Origin of the sequence: Streptomyces sp. NBC_01808 (assembly GCF_035917395.1) — a bacterium.
Classification (GTDB): domain Bacteria; phylum Actinomycetota; class Actinomycetes; order Streptomycetales; family Streptomycetaceae; genus Streptomyces.
The window spans coordinates 6,585,036-6,601,831 of the sequence record NZ_CP109072.1 but is presented as its reverse complement, the minus strand read 5'-3'; the positions used below and the strand labels follow the sequence as shown (position 1 = coordinate 6,601,831).

12 protein-coding genes and 1 pseudogene are annotated in these 16,796 nt (G+C 72.7%); 10 read left to right on the top strand and 3 right to left on the bottom strand.

Annotation, left to right across the window (positions count from 1 at the left end):
• The first annotated feature begins 99 nt into the window (after positions 1–99).
• From OG946_RS29115 to OG946_RS29105, 3 genes are all read left to right on the top strand, one after another.
• On the top strand, positions 100–1,053 hold the full coding sequence (locus tag OG946_RS29115) for a threonine ammonia-lyase (protein ID WP_326798934.1): 954 nt from the start codon (positions 100–102) through the stop codon (positions 1,051–1,053).
• Positions 1,054–1,146: 93 nt separating this feature from the next.
• On the top strand, positions 1,147–1,851 hold the full coding sequence (locus OG946_RS29110; RefSeq protein ID WP_442814519.1) for a DUF485 domain-containing protein: 705 nt from the start codon (positions 1,147–1,149) through the stop codon (positions 1,849–1,851).
• Entirely contained in the window at positions 1,848–3,488 is a 1,641-nt protein-coding gene (locus tag OG946_RS29105) for a solute symporter family protein (RefSeq protein ID WP_326798933.1), read from the top strand. The genes OG946_RS29110 and OG946_RS29105 overlap by 4 nt, the downstream gene beginning before the upstream one ends.
• Positions 3,489–3,503: 15 nt before the next feature.
• Here OG946_RS29105 and OG946_RS29100 read toward each other — a convergent pair whose 3' ends face one another.
• Both OG946_RS29100 and OG946_RS29095 read right to left on the bottom strand, forming a co-directional pair.
• Positions 3,504–5,168 (bottom strand): sensor histidine kinase, encoded by a 1,665-nt coding sequence (locus tag OG946_RS29100; protein ID WP_326798932.1) that lies wholly within the window; start codon positions 5,166–5,168, stop codon positions 3,504–3,506.
• 168 nt (positions 5,169–5,336) lie between these two features.
• Positions 5,337–6,302: a sucrase ferredoxin gene (locus tag OG946_RS29095; RefSeq protein WP_326798931.1), complete on the bottom strand. Its 966-nt coding sequence runs from the start codon at positions 6,300–6,302 to the stop codon at positions 5,337–5,339.
• Positions 6,303–6,524: 222 nt separating this feature from the next.
• Here OG946_RS29095 and OG946_RS29090 point away from each other — a divergent pair, with 222 nt between their 5' ends.
• The 6 genes and pseudogenes from OG946_RS29090 to OG946_RS36220 all read left to right on the top strand — a co-directional run bounded on the left by OG946_RS29090 (position 6,525) and on the right by OG946_RS36220 (position 13,803).
• The gene (locus OG946_RS29090) at positions 6,525–7,529 is read left to right on the top strand and encodes a LacI family DNA-binding transcriptional regulator (protein WP_326798930.1); all 1,005 of its coding nucleotides are present in this window, start codon (positions 6,525–6,527) and stop codon (positions 7,527–7,529) included.
• 136 nt (positions 7,530–7,665) lie between these two features.
• On the top strand, positions 7,666–9,060 hold the full coding sequence (locus OG946_RS29085) for an ABC transporter substrate-binding protein (RefSeq protein ID WP_326798929.1): 1,395 nt from the start codon (positions 7,666–7,668) through the stop codon (positions 9,058–9,060).
• Positions 9,061–9,062: 2 nt separating this feature from the next.
• Complete coding sequence (locus tag OG946_RS29080; protein ID WP_326798928.1) at positions 9,063–10,013, top strand: carbohydrate ABC transporter permease; 951 nt, start codon at positions 9,063–9,065, stop codon at positions 10,011–10,013.
• Positions 10,014–10,029: 16 nt separating this feature from the next.
• On the top strand, positions 10,030–10,911 hold the full coding sequence (locus tag OG946_RS29075; protein ID WP_326798927.1) for a carbohydrate ABC transporter permease: 882 nt from the start codon (positions 10,030–10,032) through the stop codon (positions 10,909–10,911).
• A 50-nt stretch (positions 10,912–10,961) separates the two neighbouring features.
• Positions 10,962–12,617: a glycoside hydrolase family 13 protein gene (locus tag OG946_RS29070; protein WP_326800395.1), complete on the top strand. Its 1,656-nt coding sequence runs from the start codon at positions 10,962–10,964 to the stop codon at positions 12,615–12,617.
• Between the two features lie 63 nt (positions 12,618–12,680).
• A pseudogene (locus OG946_RS36220) lies at positions 12,681–13,803 on the top strand (hypothetical protein).
• Positions 13,804–13,853: 50 nt separating this feature from the next.
• Here OG946_RS36220 and OG946_RS29055 read toward each other — a convergent pair.
• Positions 13,854–15,968, bottom strand: coding sequence for a DNA gyrase/topoisomerase IV subunit B (locus tag OG946_RS29055; protein ID WP_326798924.1), 2,115 nt, complete (start codon positions 15,966–15,968; stop codon positions 13,854–13,856).
• Between the two features lie 432 nt (positions 15,969–16,400).
• On the opposite strand from OG946_RS29055, the gene OG946_RS29050 reads away from it, so the two are divergent.
• Positions 16,401–16,631 (top strand): DUF7455 domain-containing protein, encoded by a 231-nt coding sequence (locus tag OG946_RS29050; RefSeq protein ID WP_047018479.1) that lies wholly within the window; start codon positions 16,401–16,403, stop codon positions 16,629–16,631.
• The last annotated feature ends 165 nt before the right edge of the window (positions 16,632–16,796 follow it).

Genomic DNA, 16,796 nt, shown 5'->3' with positions numbered 1-16,796 from the left:
CGCGCGGGACCGGGCGCCGGGGCGGTCTCCGGTGGTCTTCCGCGGTCCGGCCCGATCCTCGTGCTGGACCCGGGGGCCGGCGGCTGCCAGCGTGGGGCCATGAGGACTCCGACCGTCACCGACGCCCTGCTCGCCCGCCGGCTGGTCCGCGACGTGCTGCCGCCCACCCCGCTGTGGTCGTACGCGGCGCTGGACCGCGGGCCGGCCGCGGCCCTGTTCGTCAAGCACGAGAACACCCAGCCGACGGGCGCGTTCAAGGTACGCGGCGGCCTCGCCCTGCTCGCCTCGATGACCTCCGAGGAGCGCGCCCGCGGCATCGTCGGCTACTCCACCGGCAACCACGCCCAGTCGCTCGCCTACGCCGCCGCCCGGCACGGCGCGCCGTGCACGATCGTGATGCCGGAGCGCGCCAACCCCGGCAAGGTGCGCGCCGTCACCGCCCTCGGCGCCGAGCTGATCCAGCACGGCGCGACGTTCGACGAAGCCCGCCCGTACGCCGCACAGTTGGCCGCCGGGCGGGGCGCCCGGCTGGTCAGCGCCGCGGACGAGCCGGAGATCGTCGCCGGCGTGGCCACCGCGTACCTGGAGCTGTTCGAGCAGGCGCCGGACCTGGACACGGTGATCGTCCCGGTCGGCGGCGGCAGCGGCGCCGCCGCCGCGTGCCTGGTGGCCGCGGCCGTCGCGCCTGACTGCCGGGTGGTGGCGGTGCAGTCGGCGGCCTCCCCGGCGGCGTACGAGTCCTGGCGCGCGGGCCGCCTGGTCGAACTCCCCAACCGCACCCGGGTCGAGGGGCTGGCCACCGGCACCGGCTTCGCGCTGCCGCAGGCGCTGATGCGCACCGGGCTCGCGGACTTCCTCCTCGTGGACGACGACGCGATCGCCCTCGCCCAGCGCAGCCTGATGCGCGACGCGCACACGCTGGCGGAGGGCGCGGGGGCCGCGGCGCTCGCGGCGCTGCACACGCACCCGGACGCGTTCGCCGGGCAGCGCGTCGCGGTCGTGTGTACAGGAGGGAATGCCCAGGAGGCAGAAATTGCCAGGGCTATCGCCTGAAGGTGTGAAGGGCCGGGAATGCCCCGTCTGTGATCTTCCCGCGTTGCTCATTCTGGGCAGGCGGCAACTCCGCCGAGCGAGGAGAGCACTCCGGTGAACAACCCCCAGGGGCCCGAGGGGGCCCCGCCAGCCCCGCCCCGCGATCCGTGGTCGGAACGGCCGGACTGGTCCGGCCGTTCCGACCTGTCGCCCTGGCCGGAGGCGCAGCCCTGGCCGGACGCGTCGCCCTGGCCTGACCTGCAGCCCTGGCCCGCCCGGACCGCGCCGACCGACCGGCGGGAGCAGCTCTACGTGCCCGCCGCCCCGGCCCCCGGCTGGGGCTGGGACGGCTGGGAGCCGGAGCCCGTCCCCGCCCCGCCGCCTCCCCGGGCCGCGGAAAGCGCCGGCTCCGGTGTACGGGACGGCGATGGGGATGGCGATGGCGATGGCGAAGCGGACGACGCCGTGTACCTCGCCGTCCACACCACCCCCGAGTTCCAGCGCGTACGCAGCCGTTACCGCCGCTTCGTCGTGCCGGCCGCGCTCGCGTTCCTCGCCTGGTACCTGTCGTACGTCGTCGCCGCCACCGCCGTCCCCGAGCTGATGGGCCGCCGGGTCGCGGGACCGCTGAACGTCGCACTGCTCGCCGGACTCGGCCAGTTCGCGACGACGTTCCTGCTCACCTGGGCGTACGCCCGGCACGCCCGGCTGCGCCGCGACCCCGCCGCGCACGACCTGCGCTGGGACATCGCCATGCGGACCCGCCGCCCCGACGGCGACCCCGCCACCGCGCACCCGGAGCAGGAGCCGGGCCGGTGACCGGCGAGCACCAGAAGCTCGCGCTGCTGCTGTTCTGCGCGTTCGTGGCGCTGACGCTGGCCATCACGCTGTGGGCGGGCCGGCGGCGGCACGGCTCACCGGAGGAGTTCTACGCCGGCGGCCGGCTCTTCACCCCCATGGAGAACGGTTTCGCCATCTCCGGGGACTACATGTCCGCCGCCTCCTTCCTCGGCATCTCCGGCCTCATCGCGCTCTACGGCTACGACGGCGTGCTGTACTCCGTCGGCTTCCTCGTCGCCTGGCTCGTCGTGCTGCTGCTCGTCGCGGAACTCGTCCGCAACTGCGGCCGGTTCACCCTCGCCGACGTCGTCGCCTCCCGGCTGCGCCGCCCGCGGGTGCGGTTCGCCGTGGGCATCTCGTCGGTCACGGTCTCGGTGCTCTACCTCGTCGCGCAGATGGTCGGCGCGGGCAGCCTGGTGGCGCTGCTGGCCGGCGGCCACACCGGCACCGGCGCGCGCACCGCGGCGGTCGCGGGCGTCGGCGCGCTGATGGTCACGTACGTCGTACTCGGCGGGATGCGCGCGACGACCTGGATCCAGATCGTCAAGGCCGTGCTGCTGCTGGCCGGGGCGCTCACCCTCACCGTGCTGGTGCTGCTGCGCTTCCACGGCGACCCCGGCGCGCTGCTGGAGTCCGCGGCCGGGCGCAGCGGCCACGGCGCCGACTTCCTCGCCCCGGGGCTGGCGTACGGCGGCGGGCTCGCCGACCGGCTGGACTTCCTCAGCCTCGGCATCGCGCTGGTCCTCGGCACCGCGGGGCTGCCGCACATCCTGGCCCGCTTCTACACCGTGCCGACGGCCACCTCCGCGCGCCGCTCGGTGGTCTGGTCGATCGGGCTGATCGGCGGCTTCTACCTGATGACGATCGTGCTCGGCTTCGGCGCCGCGGCGCTGGTGGGCGGCGACGCGGTGCGCGCGGACGACCCGTCGGGCAACACGGCGGTGCCACTGCTGGCGCTCGACCTCGGCGGCGGCGCGGCCACCACCGGCGGAACCGTTCTCTTCGCGGTGGTGGCGGCGGTGGCGTTCGCGACGATCCTGGCGGTGGTCGCGGGGATCACGCTGGCGTCGTCCGCGTCGGTGGCGCACGACCTGTACGCGACGGTGTGCCGCTCCCGCGCGCGGCGCCGCGCGGGCCGTACGCCACGGGACGCGGACGGCGCGTCCGCTGGCGCCGGCGAGGTGGCCGTGGCGCGGGTGGCCGCGGCGGTCATCGGGACGCTGGCCATCGGCCTCGGGCTGCTGGCCCGGGACCTGAACGTGGCGTTCCTGGTGGGGCTCGCGTTCGCGGTGGCGGCCTCGGCGAACCTGCCGGTGCTGCTCTACGCGCTGTTCTGGCGCCGGTTCACCGCGCGCGGCGCGCTGTGGGCGGTGTACGGCGGGCTCGGCCCCGCGGTGCTGCTGGTGGTCTTCTCGCCGGTGGTCTCGGGCAGCCCGGACGCCCTCTTCCCGGGCATGGACTTCCACGTCTTCCCGCTGCAGAACCCGGGGCTGGTGTCCGTGCCGCTGGGCTTCCTCGCGGGCTGGCTGGGCACGGTCACGTCCGCGGAGCCCGCCGATCCCGTACGGCACGCGAAGACGGAGGTCCGGGCGCTGACCGGGGCGGGGGCCGCGTAGCGGCGGATCCGCGGGCTACGGGGCCGGCAGCCGGCTGCCGGGGACGCGCCCTGCCGCCGGCGCCAGCGCCTCGGGGAGCACGACGGTGAACTCCGCGCCCCCGCCCGGCCGCTCGCCGGCCTCCGCGTGGCCCCCGTGCCGCTCCGCGAGCCGCCGCACCAGCGCGAGCCCGAGGCCCCGCTTGCCGTGCGCGGGCGGCTCCTTCGTCGTCCAGCCGTCGGCGAAGACCAGCTCGCGCCGCTCCGCCGGCACCCCGGGCCCGGAGTCGGCGACCCGCAGCCGTACCGTCTCGCCGTCCGCCCGCAGGTCGACCTCGACCAGCGGGACCGGCGAACCCACCGCCGCGTCCAGGGCGTTGTCGACCAGGTTGCCGACGATGGTGACCAGACCGCGCGGGTCCACGGCCCGGTCCGGCAGCTCCCCCGTCAGCACCAGCGGCACGCCCCGCTCCGCGGCGACGGTGGCCTTGCCGACGAGCAGCGCGGCCAGCAGCGGGTCGCGGATCCGGCCGGTGACCTGCTCCGCGGTGGCGCGGCGGCCGCCGGCGGCCTCGGCGATGTACTCGGTGGCCTCCTCGGTCATGCCCAGCTCCAGCAGCCCGAGGAGGGTGTGCAGGTGGTTGGCGTGCTCGTGGTCCTGGGCGCGCAGGGCGTCGATGAGCCCGCGGGTGGAGTCGAGTTCGCGGCCGAGTTGCTCCAGTTCCGTGCGGTCGCGCAGGGTGGCGACGGCGCCGCCGTCGGCGGTGGGCATGCGGTTGGCGACGAGCACCCGGCCGTCGCTGACGGTCAGCAGGTCGGAGCCGGCGACCCGGCCGGCGAGCACGTCGGCGGTACGGCCCGGGCGCAGCACGTCGTCGAGGGGCCGGCCGGTGTGCTCGGGGTCGATGCCGAGGAGCCGGGCGGCCTCGTCGTTGACCAGCCGCAGCCGGCCGGCGCCGTCGAGCGCGACGACGCCCTCGCGGATGCCGTGCAGCATCGCCTCGCGCTCGTCGAGGAGGGCGGCTATGTCGGAGAACGCGAGGTCGCGGGTGCGGCGCTGGAGCCGGCGGGAGTGCGCGAAGGCGACCAGCGCGCCGACGGCCAGCGCGCCCCCCGCGTACGCCAGCACGCCGGGCACCGCCGCGATGACCCGGTCGCGTACGCCCTCGTACGGGATGCCGACCGAGACCGCGCCGACGATCCGCCCCTCGCGGTCGTAGAGCGGCACCTTGCCGCGGGCGGTCCGCCCCATGGTGCCGGTGTCGATGCCCATCCACTCCTCGCCGGCGAGCGCGGCGGAGGGGTCGGTGGAGACGCGGTGGCCGACGCGCTCGGGCCGGGTGTGGGACCAGCGCACGCCGCGGTTGTCCAGCACGACGACGTACTCGGCACCGGTGGCCCTGCGGATCCGCTCGGCGCGGCGCTGCACGGGGCCTTCCGGGTCCGCGGGGGTGGTCAGCAGGGCCTCGGCGAGGCCGGGTTCCACGGCGGTGCTCTGCGCGATGGCCATGGCGCGGCGCATCACCTGCCGGTCCAGCTCGTCGCTGTACGGCGCGAGGAACAGCGCCGCGGCGAGGATCGTGACCCCCGTGGCCAGGGCGAGCTGCATGAGCAGGATCTGGGAGGAGACACGGCGCGGCCAGCCGAGCCGCCGGCCGGAGCCGCGGGGCTCGCCGCGGCGTGCGGTCGATGGTGGGCCCATGAGCGCGAACCGTAACCGACCAGGACGCTACGGGCACTCCCCCGGACACACATCCCGCACATCCCCCCGCACATCCCCCCCCGCACATCCCCCCGCACTTCCCCGCACACCCGCCCCAGGGTAGCCTCGCCCGACTACGCAGAGTAGTCATCTGGTGCGGCGGCGGGCTCAGTGCAGTCTCGGCGGCCCCGCGGCCATCCGCGTCTGCGCCACCGGCGCGGCACCGCAGCTCGCCGGGGTGGCTGCCGCGGCGGCGCGCGGGGCGACGGGCACGTCCCAGGCGCGCCCGTCGCGGTGCGCGACGGTCACCAGCCAGCCGTCGCCTTCGGCGTCGCCGCCGCCTTCGGTACGTACGACGGCGAGGTCGTCCGCCCCGTACGCGCCTGCCAGCCGCCGCACCGCCAGCTCCGCCGCCTGCCCCTGCCGCTCCCACGTCGAGCGCCCGCGGCACCCCTCGGGCACGACCAGCCCCGAGGCCAGCGACTCGACGACCTCCTTGACGGCGTGCGGCGTCATGCGGCCGTAGGCGTAGCCGTGCGGGAGCAGGAGCAGCGTGGGCGAGAAGCGGTGGCCGCCGATGTGGGTGATCTCCCAGGTCGCGGTGCCACCCGCGGCGTGCAGGTCGGCGGCGAGCGGGCGGCCGAGGAGCGCGCAGCAGCGGTCGCGCCGCCCGTTGGTGCAGACGAAGACCGGCGGGTCGCCGTGGTACGGGCCGGCGCCGAGGGCGGCGTCGAAGCCGGCATGCTCGCCGCGGCCGAGTGCGGCGAGGTCGAGGCCGACGAGGTCCGCGGGGTCGCGGACCTCGGTGGCCCGGATCCACGTGCCGCCGGGGGCGGTGTGGGCGGCGAGGACGCGGCGGCTGGCGGGGCGGCGGGCTCCGACGGAACGGCGGACGCCTGCGGGGCGGCGGACGTCGGCGTGCCTGCCGGGCCGGCGGATGAGCGCGACGCGCACGCCGGTGCCCTCGGCGCGCTCCTCCAGCGCGCGGCCGATCTCGGGGTCGAGGTGGCTCTGGGTCAGCGCCTCGTTCCCCCACGGCCCGGCCTGCTCGACGAGCAGCCAGGTCGCGGCGACGGCCGCGGTCCCGGCGAGCGGTTCGGCCAGCTCTCCCGAGGCGGTCGCGCACGTACTCACGAAGGTGAGCCTAACCGTTCTTCAACGCCCCGTCCCGCGGGGCCCGTCCGTCCCGGTGATCCCTCCGCACCCCGGGCGCCCCGCGGTTCCCGGGATTCCCGCGGAGGCGCTGCCGCCCGCCGCGTCCGCCCGCACCCTCCGCCGTGCCGCTGACGTGGGTGGAAACGATCGATCCCGCACCCACCGCAAGTAGCTTGCGTTTCTTGCGCTAATCTTGCGTCCATGACTCGACGACTTGCTGAGGTTGCCAAGAAGGTGGGGGTCTCCGAGGCCACCGTCAGCCGCGTGCTGAACGGAAAGCCCGGGGTGTCGGAGGCGACCCGGCAGGCCGTGCTGTCGGCCCTCGACGTGCTCGGCTACGAACGGCCCACGCAACTGCGCGGCGAGCGCGCCCGGCTTGTCGGCCTGGTCCTGCCCGAGCTGCAGAACCCGATCTTCCCCGCGCTCGGCGAGGTGGTCGGCGGTGCGCTGGCCCAGCTCGGCCTCACCCCGGTGCTCTGCACCCAGACCAAGAACGGGGTCTCCGAGGCCGCGTACGTCGACCTGCTGCTGCAACAGCAGGTCTCCGGCGTGGTGTTCGCCGGCGGCCAGTACGCGCAGTCCGCCGCACCGCACGAGCACTACCGCAGGCTGGCCGAGCGGCGCATCCCGGTGGTGCTGATCAACGCCGCCATCGACGACCTGGGCTTCCCCCGCGTCTCCTGCGACGACGCGGTCGCCGTGGAACAGGCGTGGCGCCACCTGGCGTCGCTCGGGCACCGCCGCATCGGCATGCTGCTGGGCCCCGCGGACCACGTGCCCTCGGCCCGCAAGCTCGCGGCCGCAGAGGAACTGGCGCGGCAGACCGGCCTGGAGCTGCCGGAGTCGCGCGTGGCGCGGGCGCAGTACTCGCTGGAGAGCGGGCAGGCTGCCGCGACGCGGATGCTGGACGACGGCGTCACCGGCTTCGTGTGCGCCAGCGACCCGCTCGCGCTCGGGGCGATCAGGGCGGTGCGGCGGCGCGGCCTGGACGTGCCGGGGGACGTGTCGGTGGTGGGCTACGACGACTCGGCGTTCATGAACTGCACGTCGCCGCCGCTGACGACGGTGCGGCAGCCGATCGAGTCGATGGGCCGGGCGGCGGTCGAGCTGCTGTCGGCGCAGATCGGCGGCGCCCCGGTGGCGGCCGACGAGCTGCTGTTCGAGCCGGAGTTGGTGGTGCGCGGCTCCACCGGCCCCGCTCGGTGAAGGATCTTCATCTTTCAGTCTCATTCTTGCAATTTCCGCGCGACATATTGCGAAGACCTGTCGACGGTGGTTGAGTGTGCGCGCCACGGCAGCCTGCAGCCGTGGTTTCCCGCTCCTGACCAGAGGGGTCACCGAGATGAGACAAACCGGGTTCCGCCGTACCAGCGCCGCCCTCGCCGTCAGCGCCGCCCTGGCGCTCGTCGCCGGCTGCGGCACCTCCAGCTCCGACGAGGGCGGGGACGACGCGGCCGATCCGGCCGACGCCGCCGCCCCGCTGGATCCGGAGACCGAGGTCACCCTGACGATCGACTGCATGCCGCCGGCGGCCGAGAAGGCCGAGCTGAAGGAGTGGAAAGAGGACGTAGCGGCGTTCAACGAGGAGTACCCGAACGTCACGATCGAGGGGAAGCAGACCGACCCCTGTCTGGAGCCCCCGCGGTTCACGGCCATGCTCAAGGCCAAGTCCCAGCCGGACGCCTTCTACACCTACTTCACCGACCTCCAGCAGGTGCTGGACAACGACGGCGCCGCGGACATCACCGCGTACGTCAACGAGAAGACGGTCCCGGCGCTCGCGGACATCGACCCGCAGGTCCTCGACGTCCTCAAGCAGGACGGCAAGCTCTACGGGCTGCCGACCAGCAACTACACCATGGGCCTGCTGATCAACCGCAAGCTCTTCGAGGAGGCCGGCCTCGACCCCGACGACCCGCCGACGTCCTGGGACGAGGTCCGTACCGCCGCCAGGGCGATAGCCGGCCTCGGCGACGGCATCAGCGGCTTCGGCGAGTACAGCGCCGGCAACAACGGCGGCTGGCACTTCACCGCCTCGATGTACGGCCTCGGCGGCGACATCGTCTCGGAGGACGGCACCAAGGCCGCGTTCAACGACGACACCGGCCGCGAGTACGTCGAGAACCTCCACGCGATGCGCTGGGAGGACGACAGCATGGGCAAGACGCAGTTACTCAAGTGGGGTGACCTGCAGAAGCAGATGGCGTCCGGGAAGCTCGGCATGTTCCTCGCCGCGCCCGACGACATCACGTACATGGTCCAGCAACTGGGCGGTGACTACGCCGACTTCGGCATGGGGCCGATGCCCGGCGGCGAGGCGACCCTCTTCGGGGGCAACGACTACCTGATCAAGAAGGGCAGTTCGCCCGATCAGATCAAGGCCGCCATCGCCTGGCTGAACTTCAAGTTCCTCACCCCCGGCAAGGGCCAGTTCGAATGGGCGCGTACGAAGGCGGACGAGTTGCCCGTCGGGCTGCCCCAGCCGGACTTCTGGAAGGGCGAGAGCAAGCAGCAGGACGACGAGCTGCGCGCCGAGCACTCCACCATGCCGGTCGAGAACTTCCAGCCGCTCCGCGACAACCCGGTCCCCGGCCGCGCCGAGCCGCCCAAGGCCCAGGAGATCTACAAGGTCCTCGACACGGTGATGTCCGGCGTGCTCACCGACGAGGACGCCGACCCCGCCGGGCTGCTCGACACCGCCGAGGACCAGGTCGACCAGGTCCTCGCGAACCAGTAGCCATGGCGGCGCCCACTCTCTCCCGGCCGGCCGCCCCCGCCGAGGGGCGGCACGCCGGCCGGCGGCGCGCGGGCCGCGAGGACTTCGGCCGCGCACTGCGCCGCAACCTGACCGCGCACGGCTTCCTCATCGGCGCCGTGCTCTGCTTCACACTCTTCTCCTGGTATCCGATGGTCAGGGAGTTCATCCTGGCCTTCCAGAAGAACGAGGACGGCGAGACCGTCTGGGCGGGCTGGTCGAACCTCAGCTACATCGTCAACGACCCGGCCTTCTGGCAGGCGTGGCGCAACACGTTCGCCTTCACGGGGCTCGCGCTGCTCCTCGGCTTCGCCGTGCCGTTCGCGGTCGCGATCGTGCTGAACGAGTTCCGGCACGGCCGCGCGTACCTGCGGGTCCTGGTGTACCTGCCGGTGATGCTGCCGCCGGTCGCCTCCGTGCTGCTCTTCAAGTACTTCTACGACCCGGGCTACGGGCTCTTCAACCGCATCCTGGAGACCTTCGGCCTGCCCGCGCAGGACTGGCTGCAGTCGGGCGACACCGCGATGATCTCCGTCGTCATCGCGGCCACCTGGATGAACATGGGCGCCGCCACGCTGATCTACCTGGCCGCGCTGCAGGGCATCCCGGGCGAGCTGTACGAGGCCGCGGAGCTGGACGGCGCCGGCCTCTTCCGCAAGATCTGGCACGTCACCATCCCGCAGACCCGGCTCATCCTGTCGCTGATGCTGCTGATGCAGATCATCGCCACGATGCAGGTCTTCGTGGAGCCGTTCCTGCTCACCGGCGGCGCCGGCCCGGAGAACTCGACGCTCACCGTCGTCCAGCTCATCTACCAGTACGCCTTCACCTTCAACAACTACGGCAGCGCCGCGGCCCTCGGGGTCGTCCTGATGCTGGTGCTCGCCGTCTTCTCCGCCGCGTTCGTCCGCCTCGACCGCGGCAGCGAAGACTGAAGCCGGGAGATCCCAGATGGCCGAATCACAAAGGACGCTGATCTCGCCGGCGGTGCTGGCCAGGCCGCGCGGAAAGGCCCTGTACTGGACCGCCTTCGCGCTGGTCATGGTGGTCTTCACGCTGGCGTTCATCGGGCCCCTCTACTGGATGGTGACCAGCGGGCTGAAGTCCTCGCAGGAGTTCGCGCAGACCCCGCCCACGCTGGTGCCGGGCGAGGTGCAGCCGGAGAACTACTCCGAGGCGTGGAGCGTGCTGGACCTGTCGCAACTGCTCCTCAACACCTGCGTGTACGCCTTCGGCGCGCTGGCCTTCCAGCTCGTCTTCGATGTGGCCGCGGCGTACTCCCTGTCCAAGCTCCGCCCCGTGCTGGGCAAGGTCATCCTCGGCGCGATGCTCGCGACCCTGATGATCCCGGCCACGGTGCTCGTCGTACCGCAGTACCTCACGGTGCTCGACGTGCCGGTGGTGGACCGCAACCTCATCAACTCGCCGTGGGTGATCTGGCTTCCTTCGGTCACCAACGCCTTCAACATCTTCCTGCTCAAGCGCTTCTTCGACTCCATCCCCCGGGAGCTGATGGACGCCGCCGCCATGGACGGCGCCTCGCCGATGCGCACCCTGCGGTCCATCGTCCTGCCGATGTCCCGGCCGATCCTCGGCGTCGTGTCGATCTTCGCGGTCGTCGCCGTGTGGAAGGACTTCCTCTGGCCGATGCTCACCCTGCCCGACCCGTCGAAGCAGACCCTCAACGTCGGCATCTACTCGCTGGGCACGAGCGTGCCGGAGAACCAGCTCATCGCGGCCCTCGCGATCGCCTCGGTGCCCACGTTGGTGATCTTCCTCGTCTTCCAGCGCAACATCATGCACGGCCTGACCGCCGGCAGCCTCAAGGGCTGACGGTAAGGGCCCTCCTCCTGAACCAGTAGGGATTTCCTGTGAGGGATCAAGTGTCGGATACGAGCTGGTGGCGCGACGCCGCCATCTACCAGGTCTACGTACGCAGCTTCGCGGACGGCGACGGCGACGGCACCGGCGACCTCGCCGGCGTCCGCGCCCGGCTGCCGTACCTCGCCGAGCTGGGCGTGGACGCCATCTGGTTCACCCCGTGGTACGTCTCGCCGATGGCCGACGGCGGCTACGACGTCGCCGACTACCGGGCGATCGACCCGGCGTTCGGCACCCTGGACGAGGCCGAGAAACTGATCGCCGAGGCCCGCGCCCTCGGCATCCGCACGATCGTCGACGTCGTGCCCAACCACGTCTCCGACGCCCACCCCTGGTTCCGCGCCGCGCTGGCCGCCGGGCCCGGCAGCCCGGAGCGCGAGCTGTTCCACTTCCGCGCGGGGCGCGGCCCCGGCGGCGAGCTGCCGCCGAACAACTGGCCCTCCCAGTTCAACGGCGAGTGCTGGACCCGGCACGCCGACGGCGACTGGTACCTGCACCTGTTCTCCGAGCGGCAGCCGGACCTCAACTGGGCCCACCCGGCGGTGCGCCGGGAGCACGAGGACGTGCTGCGCTTCTGGTTCGAGCGGGGCGCGGCGGGCGTACGCATCGACTCCGCCGCCCTGCTCGCCAAGGACCCCGAGCTGCCCGACTGGAACGAGGACGACCCGCGCGGCGAGCCCAGCCCGTACGTCGACCGCGACGAGCTGCACGACATCTACCGCTCTTGGCGGGCCATCGCCGACGAGTACGACGGCGTGCTCATCGGCGAGCTGTGGGTGCCGGAGCCGGAGCGCTTCTCCCGCTATCTGCGCCTGGACGAGTTGCACACCGCGTTCAACTTCGACTTCCTCGCCCGCCCCTGGGACGCCGCCGAGCTGCGCGCGTCCATCGACACCACGCTCGAATACCACGCGCCGGTCGGCGCGCCCGCGACCTGGGTGCTGTGCAACCACGACGTGACCCGCACCGTCACCCGCTACGGCCGCGACGACGCCGGCCCGGGCACCGGCTTCGATTTCGCCGCCAAGCGCTTCGGCACCCCGACAGACCCGGTGCGCGGCACCCGCAGGGCGCGCGCCGCGGCGCTGCTCTCGCTCGCCCTGCCCGGCTCCGTCTACCTCTACCAGGGCGAGGAACTGGGCCTGCCGGAGGCGGAGATACCCCGGGACCGCATCGTCGACCCGATGCACTTCCGCTCCGAGGGCCGCGACCCGGGGCGGGACGGCTGCCGGGTGCCGCTGCCGTGGCGTCCCGGCGGACCGGCGTACGGGTTCAGCGACCCGGCGGGCGCGGTCGACGGCGGTCCGTCCGGGCAGGGCGACGGCGCCGCGCCGGCCGAGCCGTGGCTGCCGCAGCCCGCGGGCTGGGGCACGTACGCCGTCGAGCGCCAGGAGGACGACCCGCGCTCGATGCTGCGCCTCTACCGCGACGCGCTGCGGCTGCGCCGCGGCGAGCCGGGGCTCGGCGACGGGCCGATGCGCTGGCTCGACGCCCCCGCGGGCGTGCTGTCCTTCGCCCGCTCCGACGCGTTCGTCTGCGTCGTCAACCTCGCCGCGGAGCCCGCGCCGCTCCCGGCCTACCGAGACGTCCTGATCGGCAGCGGCCCCCTGGACGACGGGCGGCTGCCGCGGGACACGGCGGTCTGGCTGCGCATCTAGGACCGCTGAGCCGCGCGGCCGGACCGCCGGCCCGTCACCCCCCCCCCCACGGGAAGGTACGCCATGCGCAAGGCACGCACAGGAAGGATCACGCCGGCCGCATGCGTGGGCGCCGCCGCGGTGCTCGTCGCCGTGCCCGGCGGCGCCCACGGCGCCGGAGGCGGGCGCCGACCTGCCGTTCGTCTCGATCGAGGCGGAGGCGGCGGACACCGACGGCGGCCTCGTCGGCCCCGACTACACCCAGGGCACCCTGGCCTCGGAGTCCTCGGGGCGGCAGGCGGTGCGGCTCGACGCCCTGGGCGAGTACGTCGAGTTCACGCTGACCGCGCGGGCGAACGCCGTGAACGTCGCGTACAGCGTCCCCGACGGCAAGTCCGGCAGCCTCGCCGTCTACGCCCACGGCACCAAGCTCGACGCGTCGCTCGCCGTCACCTCCGGGTACTCTCCATCGACACCCCCTGGATCCCCGGGGCGCCATGTGGTCCCTCAACGCGCCTGACGTGGACTGCGTCTTCGCCGACAACACCATCCCGCAGCCCAACCTGGCCAACGGCATCGCGATCTACGGCGGCACGGACATCACCGTCGAGAACAACCGCGTCCTCGACACCAACGCGCCCGGCAGCGGCATCGCGATCTCCAACCAGAAGTTCCTGGACCCGTTCCACCCGCTGGCCGACTGGGCGCCGATCGCGGCGATCCGCGACAGCGCGCCGGTGATGGCGCAGACCACGGACGTCTCCCGCGTCACGCACTTCGGCGGCATCTACACGTACGACGCCATCGCGGGCGCGAACGACCCGGACTGGGGCGGCGTCGCCGCCTGGTGCCGGCAGAACGGGTACGTGTGGGCGCCGTCCATCGGCCCCGGCTACCTCGACGACCGCGCCGTGCCCGGCAACACCTCCCCGACCGTGGACCGCGCGGACGGCGCGGTGTACGACCGCAGTTGGGGCTACGTGCTGGATCCGGCGAAGGGCGGTCCGGCGGACTGGGTGACGCTCACGTCGTTCAACGAGTGGCACGAGGGCAGCCAGTTGGAGCGGCTGCGGCGGCGCCGCCGCAGCCGGTCTACGTCACGTACGACGGCGCCTACGGGCGTACGGGCGCGGCGGCCGAGACCGCGTACCTGGACCGGACCCGGCACTGGGTCACCGAGTTCGAGGCGGCGTCCGGCCGCGGCTGAGACCGGCCTGCGCGGGCCCGGGCCCCGGCCGGCTCCGGCCGGTCCTGGGCTCAGGTGTCGATCCGCGAACGGTCCAGGGTGGCCGCCGAGTTGGTGATGAACTCCTTGCGGGGGGCGACCTCGTTGCCCATCAGCAGGTTGAACACCTGCTCGGCGGCCTCCAGGTCGCTGATGTTGATCCGCCGCAGCGTGCGGTACCGCGGGTCCATCGTGGTCTCCGCGAGCTGGTCGGCGTCCATCTCGCCGAGGCCCTTGTAGCGCTGGATGGAGTCCTTGAAGCGCGTGCCCTTGCGCTGCAGGTCGAGCAAGGTCTCGCGCAGCTCGGTGTCCGAGTACGTGTAGATGTACTTGTCCTGGCCCCTCTTGGGCTGGACCAGCTCGATGCGGTGCAGCGGCGGCACCGCGGAGAAGACCCGGCCCTCCTCGACCATCGGGCGCATGTAGCGCTGGAAGAGGGTGAGCAGCAGGGTGCGGATGTGCGCGCCGTCGACGTCGGCGTCGGCGAGGAAGATCACCTTGCCGTAGCGCGCCTGGTCGATGTCGAACGTCCGCCCCGAGCCGGCTCCTATCACCTGGATGATCGCGCTGCACTCGGCGTTCTTCAGCATGTCCGCGACGGACGCCTTCTGGACGTTGAGGATCTTGCCGCGGATCGGCAGCAGGGCCTGGAACTCCGAGTTGCGCGCGAGCTTGGCGGTGCCCAGCGCGGAGTCGCCCTCGACGATGAACAGCTCGGAGCGCTCCACGTCGTCGCTGCGGCAGTCCGCGAGCTTGGCGGGCAGCGAGGAGGACTCCAGCGCCGTCTTGCGGCGCTGCGCCTCCTTGTGCTGCCGGGCGGCGATACGGGTACGGGCCGCGGCCACGGCCTTCTCCAGCACGGCGCGCGCCTGCTGCTTGGCGTCCCGCTTGGTCGAGGTCAGGAACGCCTTCAGCTCCTTGGTGACGACCTGGGCGACGATCCGGGAGGCCGCCGAGGTGCCGAGCACCTCCTTGGTCTGGCCCTCGAACTGCGGCTCGGCCAGCCGGACGGTGACCACGGCGGTCAGGCCCTCCAGCGCGTCGTCCTTGACGATGTCGTCCTCGGCTACGCGCAGCAGCTTCAGGCTCCGCAGTGCGTCGTTGACCGTGCGGGTCAGGGAGCGCTCGAAGCCGGTGACGTGGGTGCCGCCCTTGGGAGTGGCGATGATGTTGACGAAAGAGCGGATCGTGGTGTCGTACCCGGTGCCCCAGCGCAGCGCGATGTCGACGCCGAGGTCGCGGGTGACCTCGGTGGGCGTCATGTGCCCGCGGTCGTCGAGCACCGGGACGGTCTCCTTGAACGTCCCCTGCCCGGAGAGCCGCAGCACGTCGCAGACGGGGCGGTCGGGGGCGAGGAACTCGCAGAACTCACTGATCCCGCCGTCGTAGCGGAAGGTCTCCGCGGTGTGGTCCGCCTTGTCGGCGGAGCGCTCGTCGCGCACGGTGAGCGTGAGGCCGGGCACGAGGAAGGCGGTCTGCCGGGCGCGCGCGTGCAGGTCGTCGAGCGAGAGCGCGGCGTCCTTGAGGAAGATCTGCCGGTCCGGCCAGAAGCGGATGCGGGTGCCGGTCCTGGTCTTGGGGATCTTCTTGCCCTTGGTCATGCCGCTGGCGGGCTCGAAGGAGGCGTCGGCGCCCTTGCCCGAGAACCGGCCGGGGACGCCGCGGCGGAAGCTCATCGAGTGCGTCCTGCTCGACAGGTCGACCTCGACGTCGAGCCGGGCGGACAGCGCGTTGACCACGGAGGCGCCTACGCCGTGCAGGCCGCCGGAGGCCGCGTACGCGCCGCCGCCGAACTTGCCGCCGGCGTGCAGCTTGGTCATGACCACCTCGACGCCGGACAGCCCGGTCTTCGGCTCGACGTCGACGGGGATCCCGCGGCCGTCGTCGTCGACCTGCACGGAGCCGTCGGCGGCGAGCAGCACGTCGATGTTCCGGCAATACCCCCCCAGGGCCTCGTCGACAGAGTTGTCGATGATCTCCCACAGGCAGTGCATGAGGCCGCGGCTGTCGGTGGAGCCGATATACATGCCGGGCCGCTTGCGGACGGCCTCCAGGCCCTCCAGAACGAGCAGGTGCCGCGCGGTGTAGTTGGAGCCGTCGCGCTCGGCGGCGGCCAGCACGGACGGCACGGACGTGTCGGCGGTCACTCAGTTCGCTCCTCGCTGAATTCGGGCCCGGGTGGCGGTGGCGGGCCTCATCTGCCGGTCAGAGGGTACCGAGGCTCTATAGAGCCGGTACGCAGCCACCCGCATGTGACTCGATACTAGTCCCGCTTCGAGTGCATGTTCGATCCCTCGGAGGGGTGATTGGTTTATCACGTTCCCTTACGCGCATGAACCATTTAGGCTCCGGGCACGTCCTCATGAACAACCGGCAACCCAGCCGGGGAGGTCAAAAAGGCCCAAAGACGCTCATTACGGCACAGGCGCGACAAGCATTACGGCTCATCCGCCGCCACCTGGCGACATCGGGCCTGGTCAGGAACGCTTTCCCGATCCCGACCCACGAGCGGGAACGTTTTCGGCCTGGTTGGATGTTGACCCTGGTACGACAGCTCGTCGAGCTAGAGAAGAGGCGACGTGACTACTGTTCTGACTCCCGCAAGCCCGCTGACGGCCGCCGACCGGTGCGACCGCTGTGGCGCCCAGGCTTACCTGCGCGTTGTCCTGACGAGCGGCGGCGACCTGCTCTTCTGTGCGCACCACGGCCGTAAGTTCGAGCCGGAGCTCAAGAAGATCGCTGCCGAGATACAGGACGAGACGGAGCGGCTCCAGACCACTCCCGCGTCGGCATCCGCCGACGAACGCTGACGCGCCGACGTCAGCCCGACGAGCCTCGTGCGGCCTCCGGGCCGGACCTGGGCGGTCATTCCCGCTGGGGGGTGGCCGCCTCGTCGGTTTCCGGGGCGGTACGGGCCCGTACGGCGACGGGCGGCGCGGCGCGCAGGCAGCGCGAGGGCAAACGCGGCAGGAGAG